Genomic DNA, 18128 nt, shown 5'->3' with positions numbered 1-18128 from the left:
GGGGCGGGTGGGGGGGTGGCTGGGGCGCCCCGCCGGCCGCGCCGCGGGGGGGGGCGCGCCCCCCCCCCCCCCCCCCCCGCGCCCCGCGTCCTCCCCCCCCCCCCCCCCCCCCCGGGGTCGTCCCCCCCCCCCCCCCCCCCGCCCGGCCCATGACAGCAGCGCTCGCGGCAACCGTCCCATTCAAACAACATTTCAAACGCCCTGCGATATTCCATCGCATGGCATGGCTCGCTCTAGAAAATGCGCGCTCGCACTTTGCCGACGCTGCGACTATTCTCCGGCTCAATGCGATCTCAGCGACCCCGGGAGGAACAATGACAAAACACACCTATATTCCCCGCACCACCAACTACACCCTCAATCCCGGGGACGAGCTCAACGACCTCAGGATGTCGGACCAGGTCCGGCCGCTCTATGATCACGTCAGGAAGTTCATCCGCGACACCGTCGAACCGATGTCGATCGAATTCGCCAAGGCCGGCGAAGGGAAACAAGACCGCTGGAGCTTCACGCCGAAGCAGCTCGAGGTGCTGGAGAAGGCCAAGAACAAGGCCAAGCAGGAAGGCCTCTGGAACTTCTTCCTGCCCGACGACGAGACCGGCCAGGGCCTGAAGAATCTCGACTACGCCTATATCGCATCCGAGCTCGGCAAGAGCCCGTTGGCCTCGGAGAGCATGAACTGCTCGGCGCCTGACACCGGCAACATGGAGGTGCTGGAGCGCGTCGGCACGAAGGAGCAGAAGGAGAAGTGGCTGAAGCCGCTGATGAACGGCGAGATCCGCTCGGCCTATGTCATGACCGAGCCGAACGTCGCCTCCTCCGATGCCAAGAACATCTCGACCACCGCCAAGCTCGTCGGCGACGAATGGGTCATCAACGGCGAGAAGTATTACATCTCCGGCGTCGGCGATCCCCGCTGCAAGATCCTCATCGTGATGGTGAAGACCAATCCGGATGCGGCGCCGAGCAAGCAGCAGTCGCAGATCCTGGTGCCGCGCGACACGCCCGGCGTCGAGGTGCTCGGCCCCATGTACGTGTTCGGCCAGGACCACGCGCCGCGCGGCCACATGCACATGCGCTTCAACAACGTGCGCGTGCCCAAGGAGAACATTCTGCTCGGCGAAGGCCGCGGCTTCGAGATCTCGCAGCTTCGGCTGGGCCCCGGCCGCATCCATCACTGCATGCGCACCATCGGCAAGGCCGAGAAGGCACTCGACCTGATGGTGCAGCGTGGCCTCACCCGTGAAGCCTTCGGCAAGAAGATCGCCCATCTCGGCGGCAACATGCAGATCATCGCGCAGGCGCGCTGCGAGATCGAGGCGATGCGACTGATGGTGCTGAAGGCCGCCAAGGCCATGGACGTGCTCGGCAACAAGGAAGCTCGCGTCTGGGTGTCCATGGTCAAGGCCATGGTGCCGGAGCGCGCCTGCAAGATTATCGACCAGTCGATCCAGATGCACGGCGCCACGGGCATCTCGCACTGGACCCCGCTCGCCGAAATGTACCAGGACGTCCGTCACCTGCGCTTCGCGGATGGTCCGGACGAGGTGCACTGGATGGTGGTGGGACGCCACGAGCTGAGCATGGCGTGAGGTCTCGCCAAGCGCGGCCCTGCCGTAGGGTGGGTTAGCGAAGCGTAACCCAACACTGTTCGTCTCCGGGGAAGCGAAAGAGGTGGGTTACGCTAGCGCTAACCCACCCTACAATACTGCGATGTTCAGCGATGCGCCTACGACGCGGCCACCTCGCCGACCTTGTCCTGCGTCCTGGTCTCGAAGTCGCTGGCGTCGTGACGCTCGTGGAGCTGGCTGGCGGGATCGCCGGAGACACGGTTGACCATGCGGCCGCGCTTGACGGCCGGACGCTTGGCGATCTGGTCGGTCCAGCGCTGCACGTGCTTGTAGTCCTGCACGGAGAGGAATTCGCCCGCGCCATAGACCAGCCCCTTGGCGAGCGCGCCGTACCAGGGCCACACCGCCATGTCGGCAATGGTGTATTCGCTGCCGGCGAGATATTCGTTGTCGGCGAGCCGGCGGTCGAGCACGTCGAGCTGGCGCTTGGTCTCCATCGCGAAACGGTCGATGGCGTATTCGATCTTGGTCGGCGCGTAGGCGTAGAAGTGGCCGAAGCCACCGCCGAGATAGGGCGCGCTGCCCATCTGCCAGAACAGCCACGACATCGCTTCAGTGCGGCTCTTGATGTCCTTCGGCAGGAAGGCGCCGAACTTTTCGGCGAGGTAGAACAGGATCGAGCCGGACTCGAACACCCGGATCGGCTCCGGGCCGGAGCGGTCCATCAGCGCCGGGATCTTGGAATTCGGATTGATGTCGACAAAGCCGCTGCCGAACTGGTCGCCGTTGCCTATTCTGATCAGCCAAGCGTCGTATTCCGCGCCCTTGTGGCCGAGCGCCAGAAGCTCCTCCAGCATCACGGTGACCTTGACCCCGTTCGGCGTCGCCAGCGAATAGAGCTGGAAGGGATGCTTGCCGACCGGCAGCTCCTTGTCGTGAGTGGGACCGGCGATGGGACGGTTGATGCTGGCGAACTGCCCGCCGTTCTCCTTGTTCCAGGTCCAGACTTTGGGCGGCACGTAGGCGGGGGTGTCGGTCATGAGGGGGCTCCGGCGAAAAGATGCGTCTGCATTAATTAGCCCACGGACGGCCGATGGCAAGCCCTGCCGGCCCTGCGTCCGGCGCGGGCCTCGAGGCCGCGTCATGCATCCGACGTTGCCGAGGACGACCTGCACCAGAGGCCGCATCTGTCGAGCCATGCGTGCGGCTTCGCGTAACACGGCGTGTGCACGCAAGATGCGCCGCCAAATCCGGATTGGCATAGCGCAAGACGATGGTCTAGCGTCGATGAGCCTTCGCTCAAGATTGCGACAACAGCAACGCGAAGGCCCGCCGGAGGGAACGATGAAATCGCCGATCTGCGACATGCTGGGCATCGATTTCCCCCTGCTCGCCTTCAGCCATTGCCGCGATGTCGTCGCCGCCGTCAGCCGGGCCGGAGGCTTTGGCGTGTTAGGTGCCACCGTGCACACGCCGGATACGCTGGAGCGCGAGCTCAAATGGATCGACGATCACGTCGACGGCAAGCCCTACGGCGTCGACGTGCTGATCCCCGAAAACATCTCGACGGCGGGCGAAAAGGACGTCACCTGGAAGAGCCTTGAAGCGCGCGTGCCTCAGGAGCACCGCGACTACACGCGCAATCTCCTGAAGAAATTCGACATCGAACTCACGACCACCGAGGTCGCCGACAACCAGCCGCAGCCGTTCGATGGCAGGACCGCGCTAGAGCTGCTGGAGGTCTCGTTCAAGCACCCGATCCGCCTGATCGCCAATGCCTTGGGCGTGCCGCCGAAGGCCATGATCGAGATGGGCAGGAAGCACGGCGTGCCGGTCGCAGCACTGGTCGGCGCCAAGGAGCACGCGCTGCGCCAGGTCGCGGCCGGCGTCGATATCCTCGTGGTCCAGGGCACCGAGGCCGGCGGCCATTGCGGCGAGGTCTCGACCATGGTGCTGGTGCCCGAGGTGATCAAGGCGATCAAGAAGATCCGCGACGTGCCGGTGCTGGCGGCCGGCGGCATCATGACGGGACGGCAGATGGCAGCCTGCATGGCGATGGGTGCCGCAGGTGCCTGGACCGGCTCGGTGTGGCTTGCCACCGTCGAGTCCGAGACCACGGAGATCTTTCGCGAGAAGATGATCGCGGCATCGTCGCGCGATGCGATCCGCTCGAAGGGCCGCACCGGGAAACCGGCACGGCAGCTTCGCTCGGTCTGGACCGACGCCTGGGACCGCGCACCCGAGAGCCCCGGCGCATTGCCGATGCCGCTGCAAAGCATCGTCAGCCGCGACGCCTTCAACGCGATCGACCGCGCAGCAGCGGGCGGCAACGCGAAGGCGCGCGATCTCGTGAGCTACTTCGTCGGCCAGGGCGTCGGGCTGATCGACAGCGTAAAGTCGGCCGGCGCGGTGGTGCAGGAGTTCAAGGAAGATTTCGCCGAAGCCGTCGAGCATATGAATGCGCTGGTGGCGGAGTGATCGCCGCACACCGTCATTGCGAGCGCAGCGAAGCAATCCAGACTCTCACCGCGGACAGATCCTGGATTGCTTCGCTGCGTTCGCAATGACGAAACAACTGACATCGTGAACTGAAGCATGACAGACAAGAAAAATACCCCCGAAGACCGCATCCCCGTCATCGTCGGCGTCGGCGAGATCGTCGACCGTCCCAAGAAGATCACCGACGGCCTCGAGCCGCTCGACCTGCTCGAACAGGCGGTGCGGCGGGCAGAAGCAGATGCCGGGGCAAAGCTGCTCGGCGAGGTGCAGTCACTCGACGTCGTCAACTTCCTGAGCTGGCGCTATCGCGATCCGGAGCAGTTGCTGGCGCAACGACTCGGCATCTCGCCCGCGCATTGCTATTACGGCCCCGTCGGCGGCGAGAGCCCGATCCGCTATATCCACGAGGCAGCAAAGCGCATTGCGCGCGGTGAATGCAGTGTTGCCGCTGTCTGCGGCGCGGAGGCACAGTCGACGGCGACCAAGGCGGAGCGCGCCGGCGCGAAGCTGCCATGGACGTCGTTCGCCCGTGACGTCGAGGAGCCGAAACGCGGCGCAGCGTACCAGAAGCCGCTGGCGCAGAAGCTCGGGGTGTTCCGGCCCGTCACGGTGTATCCATTCTACGAGGCCGCCTCCTCGGCGCATTGGGGCCAGACGCCGCGCGAAGCGATGGCGGAGTCAGGCGTGCTGTGGTCGCGCTATTCAGAAGCCGCCGCGCAAAATCCAAATGCCTGGCTGAAGCGGCGCTATGCGCCCGACGAAATCACGACGCCGACCGGGGACAACCGCCTGATCGCCTGGCCCTACAACAAGCTCATGGTTGCCAACCCGAGCGTCAACATGGGCGGCGCGCTGCTGCTCACCAGCCTCGCCAGGGCGCGTGCGGCAGGCATCGCCGAGGACAAGCTCGTCTACCCGCTCGGCGGCGCTTCGGCGGAAGAACCGCGCGACTATCTTTTGCGCGACCAGTTTTACGAGAGCCATTCGCAGAACGCCGTTTTGAAGGCCGTGATGGATCTCGCCGACGGCGACGGCAAGAATTTCGACGCGATCGAGCTCTATAGCTGCTTCCCGTGCGTGCCCAAAATGGCGCGGCGGACGCTGGGCCTGGGTGCGGACGTGCAGCCGACCGTAACAGGCGGCCTCACCTTCTTCGGGGCGCCGCTCAACACCTACATGACCCATGCTGCCTGCGCGATGGTGCGGCGCCTGCGCAACGGCGCCAAGCTCGGCCTGCTCTACGGCCAGGGCGGCTTCGTCACCAAGCATCATGCGCTGGTGGTGTCGAAGGCGCCGCCGCGTGAAGCATTGGCACAGGAGACGAGCGTGCAGGCGGCGGCGGACCGCAACAAGCGCGCGGTGCCGGAGTTCGTGACGGAGCCGAGCGGCATGGGCAAGGTCGAGAGCTTTACGGTGCTCTATGGCCGCAGCGGCGATGTCGAGCATGGCGTGGTGATGCTGCGGACGGAAGACGACAGGCGCACGCTGGCGCGGATTCCCGCGGGCGACACGGCGACGTTGGCGCAAGTGCTGAACATGGACCGCACGCCGGTGGGTTCGCTGGGCGAGATCACGACGGCCGCGGATGGCGTCCCGGAGTGGCGGGTGGCGGGTGGGGGGGGGGGGGGGGGCGCGGCCCCCCCCCCGGGTTTGGGGGGGGGGAAGGAGGGGGGGGGGGGTTCGGGGGGGTTCCCCCCCGTAAACCCCCCGGTTTTTGACACGGGGCAACCCTCCGTGGGGTTTACCGCTCCCAAACCCCACCCTACAAACTCACCCTACCCCTTCGGCGCCTGCTTCTCGGACGCCGTCGCCGGCTTGCCCTTGGCACCGGCGCCGGTCACACGGACCTGGTCGCCGTCGGACAGGCCGTCCGGTGGTGCCGTGATGACGCGGTCATCGGCTGCAATGCCCGAGGCGAGCTCGATCTCGCGGCCGAGGTCGCGGGCGATGGTCACGGCCTTGAACAGGACCTTGTCGTCCGGACCGACGGTTGCGACGCGCAGGCCGCTGCCGTTGAAGATCAGCGCACTGGCGGGAATGCTGAGCGGCGCGGAGTCGCGCTGCAGGTTGAGCTTCACGCTGGCGTAGCCGCCGGGCATCAGCTCGCCCGAGGAATTGTCGAGACCAAGTTGCATGCGCGTCGTGCCGGAGGCGACGTCAACCGCCTGCGAGGAGGCTTCCACCGTCGCCTGGAAGGTCCGGTTCGGATACTCCGGCAGCACAATGGCGGCCTTGGCGCCGATCTTGATCGCGGGCACGTAGTTCTGGGGCACGTTGATGTAGACGCGCAGCTTGGTGATGTCGGAGACCACGAACATCGCCGGGCCCGAGCCGCCGCCTGAATTGATCAGCGCACCGACGTCGGTGTCGCGCGCCGTGACCACACCGTCAAACGGAGCGGTGATCTTCTTGTAACCGGCCAGCGCTTCGAGGCGCTCGACATTGGCCTGGCCCGAGCGAACCGCCGCGTTCTTGTTGGAGAGATCGGCGGTACGCTCGTCGATCTCCTGCGCGGAGACGAAGTTGGAGGCGACCAGCGTCTTGCGGCGGTTGAGGGTGGCTTCCGACAGCCTGGCACTGGACTGCTGGCTGGCGAGGTCGGCGCGGGCCTGAAGCAGTTGCTGGTCGAGGTCGGGCGCCTCGATCTCGGCGATCACCTGACCGGCCTTCACCCGCGCACCGATGTCGGCGCTCCAGCTCTTGAGATAGCCGGGAACGCGGGCAAAGATCGGCGCGCGATAATAGGCTTCGAGACGGCCCGGCAAGTCGATGGTCGTATTGAGAGCCTTGGCATTAGGCAGCGTCACCGCGACGCTCGGAACAGCCTGATCATCGGTCCATGCCTTCAGTTTGGAGCCCTGCTCCTCGCGCGCGCGGATGCCGGTGCCCACGACCAGGCCTGCCGCGATCAGCGCCACCACGCCGAAAATGCCCAGTTTCCGGTGCGACACCGGGGAGCGGGATTCAGTGGGCGACATGCGGAGTCTCCAAAGGGGCGGCGGCTTTGCCGCCTTGCTTCTTGTGTACCATACTGAACACCACGGGAACGAACATCAGCGTGGCGAAGGTTGCAAAGATCAGGCCGCCGATCACGGCGCGGCCGAGCGGCGCATTCTGCTCGCCACCCTCGCCGAGCCCCAGGGCCATGGGCGCCATGCCGATGATCATGGCGAGCGCGGTCATCAGCACCGGGCGGAACCGGACGAAGCCGGCTTCCAGCGCCGCGGCGATGGGATCGCCGAGCTCTTCGTAGCGCTCGCGCGCGAACGAGATCACGAGCACGCTGTTGGCGGTGGCAACGCCCATGCACATGATGGCGCCGGTCAGCGCCGGCACCGACAGCGTCGTCTCAGTGGCGAACAGCATCCAGACGATGCCGGCGAGCGCGGCCGGCAGCGCCGTGATGATCACGAAGGGATCGGACCAGGACTGGAAGTTCACGACGATCAGGAAATAGATCAGGACGACCGCGCCGAGCAGGCCGAACAACAAGCCGGTGAAGGCGCTGTTCATGGTCTGCACCTGGCCGAGCAGCACGACGGAAGAGCCTTTCGGCACCTCCCTGGCGGTGTCGGCGATCACCTGGCGGATGTCGGTCGCGACCGCACCGAGATCGCGGCCCGAGGTGGTGGCGAAGATCTGCACCATCGACTGGATGTCGTATTGCGAGACCACCGCGCTCGAGGTCGAGCGCTTGATGTCGGCGATGCCGCCGAGGATCGGCGACTGCGAATTTCCGGCAGCCGTGATCGGCAGCGTCTGCAGCGCGCTGAGCGAATCCATCTGGTATTGCGGCGTCTGCATCACGATCGAATAGGACACGCCGTTATCCGGGTTGAGGTAGTAGGTGGGCGCCACCTGCGAGGAGCCGGCAAGGTTGACCACGAGACTGTTGGTGACGTCGCGCTCGGTCAGGCCGACATATTGCGCGCGGGTGCGGTCGACGTCGATGTTGAAGGTCGGATTGTTCGGCGATTGCTGGATGCGCGCATCCGCGACGCCGGGAATCCTGCGGACCTTGGCCAGCAGATTGTTGGCATACGCGAAGTTGGCGCTGAGATTGGCGCCGCGGATCTGCAGGTCGATCGGCGCCGGCGCGCCGAAGTTCAGGATCTGGCTGACGATGTCGGCCGGCAGGAAGGCGAAGCTGACGCCGGGGAACAGCCGCGGCAGTTGCTCACGCAGCACGCGCACATGCTCCTCGGTCGGCTTGTGGCCTTCCTTCAGCTTGATCTGGATGTCGCCATCCTGCGGGCCGATCACGCCGGTGTTGTTGTAGGTCATGTTGATGCCGGAGATCGGCATGCCGATGTTGTCGGTCAGCGTTTCGATCTCGCCCGGGATCAGCTTGCGGATCGCCTTCTGCACGTCGGCGAGCTGGTTCGCGGTCTCCTCCACGCGGGTGCCGACCTGGGTGCGGACGTGCATCAGGATGTTGCCGGCATCGACCGCGGGGAAGAAGTTGCGCCCGAGGAAGGGCACCAGCGCGAAGGAGGCGGCGACCACGCAAAGGAAGCCGATCACGAACACCGGACGGTGCGCCAGCGCGAGCCCGAGGAAATTATGGTAGCCGCCGCGAATGCGCTCGAAGCGAGCCTCGAAGCCGCGCTGGAACCAGACCAGGGGATTGCGCGACTTCGGCGGGCCGTCCTCGTGATGGACATGTGCCTGCAACAGATAGTTGGCCATGGTCGGCACCAAGGTACGCGACAGCAGGAATGACCAGATCATCGCGAACATCACCGCTTCCGCCATCGGCACGAACAGGAAGCGCGCCACGCCGGTGAGGAAGAACATCGGCACGAACACGATGCAGATGCAGAGCAGCGAGACGAAGGCCGGCGTCACGATCTGGTTGGCGCCGTCGAGGATCGACTGCTCGACCGGCTTGCCCTGCTCCAGATGGTAGTTGATGTTCTCGATCGTGACGGTGGCATCGTCGACGAGAATGCCGACCGCGAGCGCCAGGCCGCCGAGCGTCATGATGTTCAGCGTCTCGCCGATCGCCGACAGCATGATGATGGCGCCGAGCACGGAGAGCGGGATCGAGACCGCGATGATGACGGTCGAGCGCCAGCTGCCGAGGAACAGCAGGATCATGACGCTGGTGAGCAGCGCCGCGATCACGCCTTCAAACGCGACGCCTTCGATGGCGCCGCGGACGAACACCGACTGATCGCCGATGAAGCCGATCTTGAGCGCGTCCGGCAGCTGGTCCTTGACGTCGATCACCTTCTGCTTGATGCCGGCGATGATGTCGAGCGTCGAGGTCGCGCCCGCCTTCAGCACCATCATCAGCACCGAGCGGTTGCCGTCGACATGGACGATGTTGGTCTGCGGCGGGTTGCCGTCCCGCACAGTCGCGACGTCGCGCACATAGACCATCGCGCCGTTGACGGTCTTGATGGGCAGATTGCCGAGCTCGTCGATCTTCAGGGGCGAATTGTTGAGCTGGATGTTGTACTCGAAGGTGCCGATCTTCTGGGTGCCGACAGGCGTGATCAGGTTCTGCGCAGCCAGCGCATTGGCGACGTCCTGGCCGGACAGGCCGCGGGCCTGGAGCGCGGTGGGGTCGAGGTCGATCTGGATCTGGCGCTGCTTGCCGCCGAAGGGATACGGGATCGCAGCACCCGGCACGGTGACCAGCGGCGTGCGGAGCTGGTTGATGCCGATATCGGCGAGGTTCTGCTCGGTCAGCCCGTCACCCGACAGCGCCACCTGGACGATCGGCACGGTGGAGGCGGAGTAATTCAGGATCAGAGGCGGCGTCGCGCCCGGCGGCATCTGCTTGATCAGCGTCTGCGAGATCGCGGTGACCTGCGCATTGGCGGTGCGGATGTCGACGTTCGGCTGGAAGAAGATCTTGATGATGCCAAAGCCGTTATAGGAATTGGCGGTGATGTGCTCGATGTCGTTGACCGTCGTGGTCAGCGCGCGCTGAAACGGCGTGGTGATGCGGCCCGACATCTGGTCGGGCGGCAGGCCGGTGTACTGCCAGACCACGCCGATCACGGGAATGCGGATGTCCGGGAAGATGTCGGTCGGCGTCCGCAGCGCCGCCAGCGGTCCGATGATCAGGAGCAGGAGCGCGAGCACGACAAACGTGTAGGGCCGGCTCAGGGCAATACGGACCAGAGCAATCATTCGCCGGGAAATTCCAGGTCAAGCGAGGATACGGAATCCGCCCCCACGGGGATCCTCTTTACCCTTTACCCGAGCACCGCCGGAAACGCTAATCTCCGGCGGGTTTCCTGCATTCAATTCCCTGCTACCGCACTGCAGAACACGCACTGCGGCCATGCGGCCGCCTCATGCGGCGCGGACCGACCCGAGGAACTTGCCCACTTCGAGCTTCAGCCGGTTGGAATCGCGCGAGAGCATCTGTGCCGCCGACAGTACCTGTGAGGAGGCCGACCCGGTTTCGGTGGCGCCGCGCTCGACCTCGGCGACGTTCGAGGACACCTGCTGCGTGCCCTCCGCCGCGTGCTGCACGTTGCGAGCGATCTCCCGGGTGGCTGCGCCCTGCTCTTCCACGGCGGCCGCGATCGCCGAGGAAATCTCGGACAATTGCGCGATCGTGCCGCTGATCTGGCCAATCGCGCCGACCGAGTCCTGCGTTGCCGTCTGAATGCCGCCAACCTGCTGGCCAATCTCGCCGGTTGCCTTTGCCGTCTGCTCGGCGAGTGCCTTGACCTCGGAGGCAACGACCGCGAAGCCGCGACCGGCTTCGCCGGCGCGCGCGGCCTCGATTGTGGCATTGAGCGCCAGAAGATTGGTCTGACCGGCGATCGCGTTGATGAGTTCTACCACATCGCCGATGCGTGACGCGGCGCGCGACAGCTCGCTGACGCGTTCGGTGGTGATCTGCGCCTGGCTGACGGCCTCGCCTGCGATCCGCGCCGAGTCCTGAACCTGGCGGCTGATCTCGCGAACCGAAGCCGCCATCTCCTCCGCGGCAGAGGCGACAGAATCCACGTTGGCTGAGGCTTCTTCGGAGCCTGCCGCGACCACGGTAGCGAGCTCCATCGCGCGACCCGCCGTGGTGGACAGCGTCGAAGCAGACGCTTCCAACTCGGTCGCGGCTGACGAGACCGTTTCCACGATCTCGCCGATAGCGGCCTCGAAGGCGTCCGCGAGCTTTGCCATCTCGGCCTTGCGCTGCGCCTCTGAGCGCAGCTGCACGGCCTGGACCTCGCCGCGGCTGAAACGGATGATGGTCTGCACCGTCTGCAGGTTGCGTAGCGCCTCGCCAATCTCGTCGTCGCGCTGGATCACGATGCGATTGTCCAGCTTGTCCTGGACGAGGTTGACCAAGGTGTCGTTGAGCTGCTGCATTGGCCCCTGGACGGCGCGCATGGTCGTAAGGCCGGCGAAGCCGAGGACGGCAGCGCCGGCGGCGGCCAGCAGCGCCAGGCTCAGGCTGGTCGTGCCGCCGGTCGAGAGCGCGCCGCCGATGCCAAGCCCAAGCACGAACAGCAGCTGCAGCGCCATCGTGGTGACCAGGCGCGCCTTCAGCGTTCTGGTGAAGATCGCAAAATGGTCGAGCAGCGAGCGGCGGCGGATGATGCCGGCATCGACGCGATAACCATGCGGCTTCTTCTCGCGGATCGCGGCGTAGACCTCTTCGGCCAGCTTGCGCTGGTCGGCCGGCAATCTGGTGCGGATCGACGTAAAGCCCGTGACCTGCCCGTTCTCGCGAATGGGCGATGCCGTCGCCAGCACCCAGTAGAAATCGCCGTTCTTGCGGCGGTTCTTCACCGCGCCGAGCCACGGCTTGCCGGCCTTCAGCGTGTCCCAGAGATTGTCGAATGCCTCCGGCGGCATGTCGGGGTGACGGACGATGTTGTGCGGCTGGCCCATCAGCTCCGCGGACGTGAAGCCGGCTGCAGCAAGGAAGTCGTCGTTGAAGTAGGTGAGCTTGCCCTTGAGGTCAGTCCGGGAGACGATCAGCGTCTCATCGCTGACGGAATATTCGACATCGGTGACGGGTAAATTCTTGCGCATGCGAGCCCCAAAAGTTGGATGAAATAAGCGGCGATTCCAATCAGGGCTGCTACCGGCGGTCCTTGTGACCATTCTCGTAAGCCGAATTTAACTATCGATGAAGAAGGCACCCGTCCATCTTCCGCGGAACCCCATGATGGTACCTGCTACCGACATCAGGCTACCGGCGCTCAAAAAAAGAGCGGCGCTTGAGGCGCCGCTCGTTCGTCAATGGATGTTGACGCGGGAGTTTACACCTCGCGCGTCCGTCGTTACGCCGCGCGGACGTAGCTACGCCGCGCGAACGTTGGTCAGGAACTTGCTGACCTCGGTCTTGAGCCGGCCCGAGTCGTTGGACAGCATCTGTGCCGCCGACAGAACCTGCGAGGAGGCCGTGCCGGTCTCGGTTGCGCCGCGCTGCACGTCGGTGATGTTGGATGAGACCTGCTGGGTGCCCTGCGCCGCCTGCTGGACGTTGCGGGCGATCTCCTGGGTCGCGGCGCCCTGCTCTTCCACGGCCGCCGCGATCGCCGAGGAAATCTCCGACAGACGCTCGATGGTCGACGAGATCTCCTTGATGGCGCCGACCGAGTCGTTGGTCGCCGCCTGGATGCCGGAGATCTGCTGGCCGATTTCACCGGTCGCCTTCGCGGTCTGCTCGGCGAGCGCCTTCACCTCGGAGGCCACGACCGCAAAGCCGCGGCCGGCTTCGCCGGCGCGTGCGGCTTCGATGGTCGCGTTGAGCGCCAACAAATTGGTCTGGCCGGCGATGGTGTTGATGAGCTCGACGACGTCGCCGATGCGCGAGGCCGCCTTGGAGAGCTCGCTGACGCGCTCGGTGGTGGAGCGCGCCTGGCCGACGGCGTCGCCCGCCATTCGCGCCGATTCCTGGACCTGGCGGCTGATCTCGCTCACCGACGAGGCCATCTCCTCGGTCGCCGAAGCGACCGACTGCACGTTGGTCGAGGCTTCCTCCGACGCTCCGGCAACGGTGGTCGCCAGCCGCTGGGAGCGGTCGGCGGTCGAGGTCAGCGTCGAGGCGGAGGCCTCTAACTGAGTCGAGGCCGACGACACGGTCTGGACAATCTCGCCGATCATCGTCTCGAATTCGCGGGTGATGTTGTCGACGCGGCGGCCGCGCTCGATCTTGGCTTCGGCATCGGCGGCGGCAGCCTCGTCGGCGGCCTTCTTGGCGATCAGCGCTTCCTTGAAGATCTGGAGCACATCGGCCATGGCGCCGATCTCGGTCTTCTCACCGCGATGAGGAACTTCGGCGGAAAGCTCGCCCTTGCCCAGCGCCTGCATCGGCTCGATGATCGAGTTGATGCCGCTGGAGACGTCCCGGACCAGGTAGAAGCCGACGCCGACCCCGACGACGACGGCCGCGCCGAGGATGATCGAGACCAGCATGAAGGCATAATTGTAGCTATCCTCAGCGTCCTGCGCGGCCTGGTCTCCGCCCTTGGTATTGAGCTCGATGTCCTTGGTCAGGATCGCGTCCGCCTCGAGACCGATCTTGTTGACCGTCTTGGTGTTCAGCTCCTGGGCCTCATGCGGGACCTTGCCGGCCTCCTTGCGCGAGAGCGCCATGACGTCTTCGGTGCCCTTCTTATAGTCGTCCCAGAGCTTGGCCCAATCGTTGTAGAGCTTCCGTTCTTCGGGCGAGGTGATCATCGGCTCGTAGGCCTTGCGGGCCTTGGCGAGCGCCTCGATCACCGTGGCGCCCGTCTTCTCGTTGGCGAGCTTGTCTTCAAGGGTTTCCGACAGCATGTGCTGACGAACCACGTTGCGGTAGGTGATGACTGATGCCCGGAGCTCGCCCAGCACCCGCACGCTGGGCATCCAGCTCGTGGTGATCTCGGTGGTATTGGCGTTCATCGACCGCATCTTCATGACGGCGAGCAGGCCCATGCCGGCCATCGCGACCAGCAGGAACGCCACGACACTGATGATCTTGGCGCGAATGGAAATGGTGGCGAGCATAATCGGGTCTCTTTGTGCTGGCGCGGCGGCGCGTCCGGAATTTTACGAATCAACCAAAAGGAGCAGTACCGAAATCAAACACCAGAGCACCTGAGCAGATGTTAATAACGACTCCGCACGAGTACCGAGCCTGAAACAAATGAACAGGCAGCTAAGAATGCCCTGCGCTCAGCGCATGAGCCCAAGCGCGTCGGAGAAAAACTCCGGGCCGCCGAAATTGCCGGACTTCAAGGCAAGCAACATGTCGCCTTTTTCAGCACCGACCGCGCGCAGCACCGGGACGCCCGCCGCGATCTCTACTCCCACGAGAAATCCGGGAATCTTCAACCGGTCGACCACGGCGCCGGATGTCTCCCCGCCGGCGACGACCAGGCGCTTCACCCCGCCCAGCACCAGACCCTCGGCGATATCGGCCATCGCCTGCTCGATGGCGTGACCGGCCGCGTCGCGACCATGGCGCGCCTGGAGCGCGGCGACCTGATCCGGCGTCGAGCTCGATGCGATCAGGACCGGACCGTCGGCCAGTCGCGGTTTCGCCCAGGCCAGCGCGCGCTGCGCCTCGTCCTCGCCCGTAGTAATACGGCCCGGATCGAGATGCAGCACCGGCATGACACGCTCGGCATTGGCAATCTGCTGAAGCGTCGCCTGCGAGCAGCTTCCGGCAAGGCACGCCGCCGGTCCGCCGACGGCAGCCCTCGCCTCGCTGCTCGCCGCTGTCGATGTGACCTTGCCTGTCGACACCAGCGCCCGCGCCAGCCCAAGGCCCATGCCGGAGGCGCCGACCGACAGCCGATGCTGGACAGCGACGAGGCCGATGGTCTCAAGGTCGCGGTCGAACACGGCGTCGATGATCGCCGCGCCAATGCCCTTGCCCGCAAGTTCGGCGAGCCGCGTCCGCACGGCATCCGCGCCGCGCGTGACGGTGGCGAGGTCGACGAGGCCGATTTGCGTTTTGCTCTGGCGCGCCAGGATGCGCACCAGGTTGGAATCGTGCATCGGGTTGAGCGGATGGTCCTTCAGCGGGCTCTCGTTCAACGGCACGGCGCCGACAAACAGATTGCCCTGGTAGACGGTGCGGCCAGTCTCCGGGAAGGCCGGCGTCACCAGCACGGTCGCCTCGCCGCAATCGGCGCGCAGCGCATCCATCACCGGGCCGATATTGCCGGCATCGGTGGAATCGAAGGTCGAGCAGATCTTGAACAGCACGTGGCCGGCGCCACGGCCGCGCAGCCATTTGTCAGCCGCGCGCGAGCGCGACACGGCAAGGCCGGCCTCGATCGAACGGCTCTTCAAGGACACCACGACGGCGTCGACCTCGGGCAGCGCGAGATCGTCCGCGGGCACGCCGATGGTCTGCACGGTGCGCAGGCCGGCGCGTGTCAGCGTGTTGGCGAGGTCGGAGGCGCCGGTGTAGTCGTCGGCGATGCAGCCAAGAGATATTTTCGCTGCAAGTGTCACGGCTTCACTCCCGCATAAGGCCTGAACCAGGCAAGGCCGTCGGTGGTCTTGCCGCGGGGATTATATTCGCAGCCGACGAAGCCGGCATAGCCGAGCCGGTCGAGTTCGTCGAACAGGAACGGATAGTTCAGCTCCTCGCCATCAGGCTCGTTGCGCGAGGGGATGCTGGCGATCTGGATGTGGCCGATCACCGGCATCATCTCGCGCAGCCGCATCGTGACGTCGCCATGGATGATCTGGCAGTGATAAATGTCGAACTGCAGTTTTAGGTTCGGAAGCCGCAGCTCCTGGATCAGGTCGCGCGCGAAGCCGAAATCGTTGAGGAAATAGCCGGGCACGTTGCGCGCATTGATCGGCTCGAGCACGATGTCGATGCTGTGCGGCGCAAAGAACTCGGCGGCCCACGCCACCGATTTGTAGAACGCCTCGATCGCGACGCGCTCGCCACGGTTGGCGATGCCTGCCATCAAATGCAGCCGCTTGACGCCGGTCGCCTTGGCGTAGGGCAGCGCGGTCTCCAAGCTCGCCTTGAGCTCGGGGAATCGCGACGGGAGCGCCGCAAAGCCCTTCTCGCCGGCATTCCAGTCGCCCGGCGGCAGGTTGAACAGCGCCTGGGTCAAGCCGTTGCGCTTGAGCCGCTCGCCGACGGCTTCGGCCGGATGCTCATAGGGAAAGAGAAACTCGACGGCGGTGAAGCCGGCTGCCGCAGCGGCATCGAAGCGGTCGAGGAACGGCACCTCGGTGAACATCATCGAGAGATTGGCGGCAAAACGGGGCATGGGAATCCTCTTGTCTATTTGTCGCCGGGCAGCTTGACGCCGGTGACCTGCGCATACATCCGCGCTACCGACGCATCATCGTCGCGGCCCATGCCGGCGGCTGATGTCATCAAGAACATCTGGAGCGCTGCGGCGGAGACCGGGACCGGGAATCTGGCACTGCGCGCCATGTCCTGGATAATGCCGAGGTCCTTGACGAAGATCTCGACCGCACTGCGCGGCGTGTAATCGCCGTCGAGCACGTGCGGCATGCGGTTCTCGAACATCCAGGAGTTTCCGGCGGACGCCGTGATCACCTCATAGACCTTGCGGATATCGAGACCCTGCTTGGCCGCGAACGCGATCGCCTCGCTGGCGGCGGCGATATGAACGCCGGCGAGCAACTGGTTGATCATCTTGAAGGCGGCGCCCTGGCCTGCGGCATCCCCGAGCTCGTAGAGCTTTGCGGCCATGGCATCGAGCGCGGGCCGCGCCTTCTCAAACGCAGCCGGACTGCCGGAAGCGAGAATTGTCAGCTCGCCCTGCGCTGCGCGCTGCGCCCCGCCGGAGATCGGCGCATCCAGATAGTGCCGGCCGGTCGCCTCCAACTGCTTGGCGAGACGCCGCGCCACGTCGGGATCCATGGTCGCCGACGACAGGAAGACGCTGTCCTTGGCCATGGTTTCGGCGACGCCATCCTTGCCGAACAGGATCGTCTCGGTCTGCGCCGCATTGACGACGACGCTGACGACGATGTCGGCGCCCTTGGCAGCTTCAGCCGGCGTCTTGGCGCCGGCGCCGCCCTCCGTCACGAAACGCGCGACCGCATCGGCCGAGACGTCGCAGCCGGTGACGACATGACCGGCGCGCTTCAGCGAGGTCGCCATGCCAAACCCCATCGAGCCGAGCCCGATGACGGCGATGCGCTGATTCTGTGACGTGGAGGCGGACATACAACTGATCCTTGCGACGTTTCCCGGAGGGCCGCCCTTTGCGGCAGCTTGGCAACGGAATAACACGGCTTGGCCGCGCTGCCAAAGCGTGAGACAAACGGACATGACGGCCATGAGCAACGAGACATTGCTGCGCGAAGACATTTGCCGCTTCGGACGGTCCCTGTTCGAACGTGGGCTGACGCCCGGCTCCTCCGGCAATATCAGCGTCAGGCTGGATGGCGGCGGCTGGCTGGTGACGCCGACCAATGCCTCGCTCGGCTTCCTCGATCCCGCAAAATTGTCGCGGCTGGACGATCAGGGCCGACTGGTTTCGGGCGATGCGCCGACCAAGGAAGTTCCGCTGCACAATGCGCTCTACGCCACGCGCGGGAGCGCAAGGGCGATCGTGCACCTGCATTCCACCCATTCGGTCGCGCTGTCGATGCTCCCGGAGATCGACCCGCGCGCCGCGCTGCCGCCGATGACGGCCTATTATCTGATGAAATGCGGCGCCACCGCGCTCGTGCCCTATTACCGCCCCGGCGATCCCGCGGTCGCCGATGCGATCAGAGGGCTGGCGGGGAAATACTCATCCGTGCTGCTCGCCAATCACGGCCCGGTCGTCGCGGGCGACACGCTGGAGGCAGCCGTGTTCGCGACGGAGGAGCTGGAGGAGACGGCGAAGCTGTATCTGATGCTGCGCGGGATGAACCCGCGGTATTTGTCGCCGGAGCAGGTGAACGATCTGGGGAAGGTGTTTGGGCTGATGCTGCCGGAGCACGGGCATTAGGCTCGGCTCTAACCTCGTCATTGCGAGCGCAGCGAAGCAATCCAGAGTCTTTCCGCGGAGGGATTCTGGATTGCTTAGCTGCGCTCGCAATGACGAGATTGGGGCTCACGTCTCGGCACGCGCTCACAATCGGTGCGCCCCCAGCCGGTGC

Annotated in this window: 11 protein-coding genes and 1 pseudogene; 4 read left to right on the top strand and 8 right to left on the bottom strand. The window is 65.4% G+C overall.

Annotated features, from left to right (window positions below; genetic code table 11):
* The first annotated feature begins 314 nt into the window (after nucleotides 1–314).
* Nucleotides 315–1592, top strand: coding sequence for an acyl-CoA dehydrogenase family protein (locus AC0L3A_RS18280; RefSeq protein ID WP_007593713.1), 1278 nt, complete (start codon nucleotides 315–317; stop codon nucleotides 1590–1592).
* A gap of 137 nt (nucleotides 1593–1729) precedes the next feature.
* On the opposite strand, the gene yghU is transcribed toward AC0L3A_RS18280, so the two are convergent.
* Nucleotides 1730–2611 carry a glutathione-dependent disulfide-bond oxidoreductase gene (gene yghU, locus AC0L3A_RS18275; protein WP_007593714.1) on the bottom strand — a complete coding sequence of 294 codons (882 nt, stop codon included), beginning with the start codon at nucleotides 2609–2611 and terminating at the stop codon, nucleotides 1730–1732.
* A gap of 304 nt (nucleotides 2612–2915) precedes the next feature.
* On the opposite strand from yghU, the gene AC0L3A_RS18270 reads away from it, so the two are divergent.
* Nucleotides 2916–4049: a nitronate monooxygenase gene (locus AC0L3A_RS18270; protein ID WP_007593715.1), complete on the top strand. Its 1134-nt coding sequence runs from the start codon at nucleotides 2916–2918 to the stop codon at nucleotides 4047–4049.
* A gap of 117 nt (nucleotides 4050–4166) precedes the next feature.
* A pseudogene (locus tag AC0L3A_RS18265) lies at nucleotides 4167–5681 on the top strand (acetyl-CoA acetyltransferase); the annotation flags it as partial.
* Between the two features lie 164 nt (nucleotides 5682–5845).
* Here the strand turns inward: AC0L3A_RS18265 and AC0L3A_RS18260 are convergent.
* From AC0L3A_RS18260 to ltnD, 7 genes are all read right to left on the bottom strand, one after another.
* On the bottom strand, nucleotides 5846–7048 hold the full coding sequence (locus tag AC0L3A_RS18260) for an efflux RND transporter periplasmic adaptor subunit (RefSeq protein ID WP_007593718.1): 1203 nt from the start codon (nucleotides 7046–7048) through the stop codon (nucleotides 5846–5848).
* On the bottom strand, nucleotides 7035–10214 hold the full coding sequence (locus AC0L3A_RS18255) for an efflux RND transporter permease subunit (RefSeq protein ID WP_007593719.1): 3180 nt from the start codon (nucleotides 10212–10214) through the stop codon (nucleotides 7035–7037). Before AC0L3A_RS18255 ends, AC0L3A_RS18260 begins: the two co-directional genes overlap by 14 nt.
* A gap of 165 nt (nucleotides 10215–10379) precedes the next feature.
* Nucleotides 10380–12074, bottom strand: a complete 1695-nt coding sequence (locus tag AC0L3A_RS18250; protein WP_473254872.1) for a methyl-accepting chemotaxis protein — start codon at nucleotides 12072–12074, stop codon at nucleotides 10380–10382.
* Nucleotides 12075–12344: 270 nt separating this feature from the next.
* A complete protein-coding gene (locus tag AC0L3A_RS18245) occupies nucleotides 12345–14036 on the bottom strand; it encodes a methyl-accepting chemotaxis protein (RefSeq protein ID WP_473254871.1) in 1692 nt (563 codons plus the stop codon).
* 168 nt (nucleotides 14037–14204) lie between these two features.
* Complete coding sequence (gene otnK / locus AC0L3A_RS18240) at nucleotides 14205–15494, bottom strand: 3-oxo-tetronate kinase (protein WP_007593722.1); 1290 nt, start codon at nucleotides 15492–15494, stop codon at nucleotides 14205–14207.
* Nucleotides 15491–16273, bottom strand: a complete 783-nt coding sequence (gene otnI, locus AC0L3A_RS18235; RefSeq protein ID WP_007593723.1) for a 2-oxo-tetronate isomerase — start codon at nucleotides 16271–16273, stop codon at nucleotides 15491–15493. The genes otnK and otnI overlap by 4 nt, the downstream gene beginning before the upstream one ends.
* A gap of 14 nt (nucleotides 16274–16287) precedes the next feature.
* A complete protein-coding gene (gene ltnD, locus AC0L3A_RS18230) occupies nucleotides 16288–17205 on the bottom strand; it encodes an L-threonate dehydrogenase (protein ID WP_007593728.1) in 918 nt (305 codons plus the stop codon).
* Between the two features lie 103 nt (nucleotides 17206–17308).
* Here ltnD and otnC point away from each other — a divergent pair, with 103 nt between their 5' ends.
* The gene (gene otnC / locus AC0L3A_RS18225; RefSeq protein ID WP_007593729.1) at nucleotides 17309–17977 is read left to right on the top strand and encodes a 3-oxo-tetronate 4-phosphate decarboxylase; all 669 of its coding nucleotides are present in this window, start codon (nucleotides 17309–17311) and stop codon (nucleotides 17975–17977) included.
* The last annotated feature ends 151 nt before the right edge of the window (nucleotides 17978–18128 follow it).

It is taken from the genome of Bradyrhizobium sp. MI1.3 (assembly GCF_055811695.1).
The sequence above is the reverse complement of the archived record's forward strand: the minus strand, read 5'-3'. Positions and strand labels throughout refer to the sequence as shown.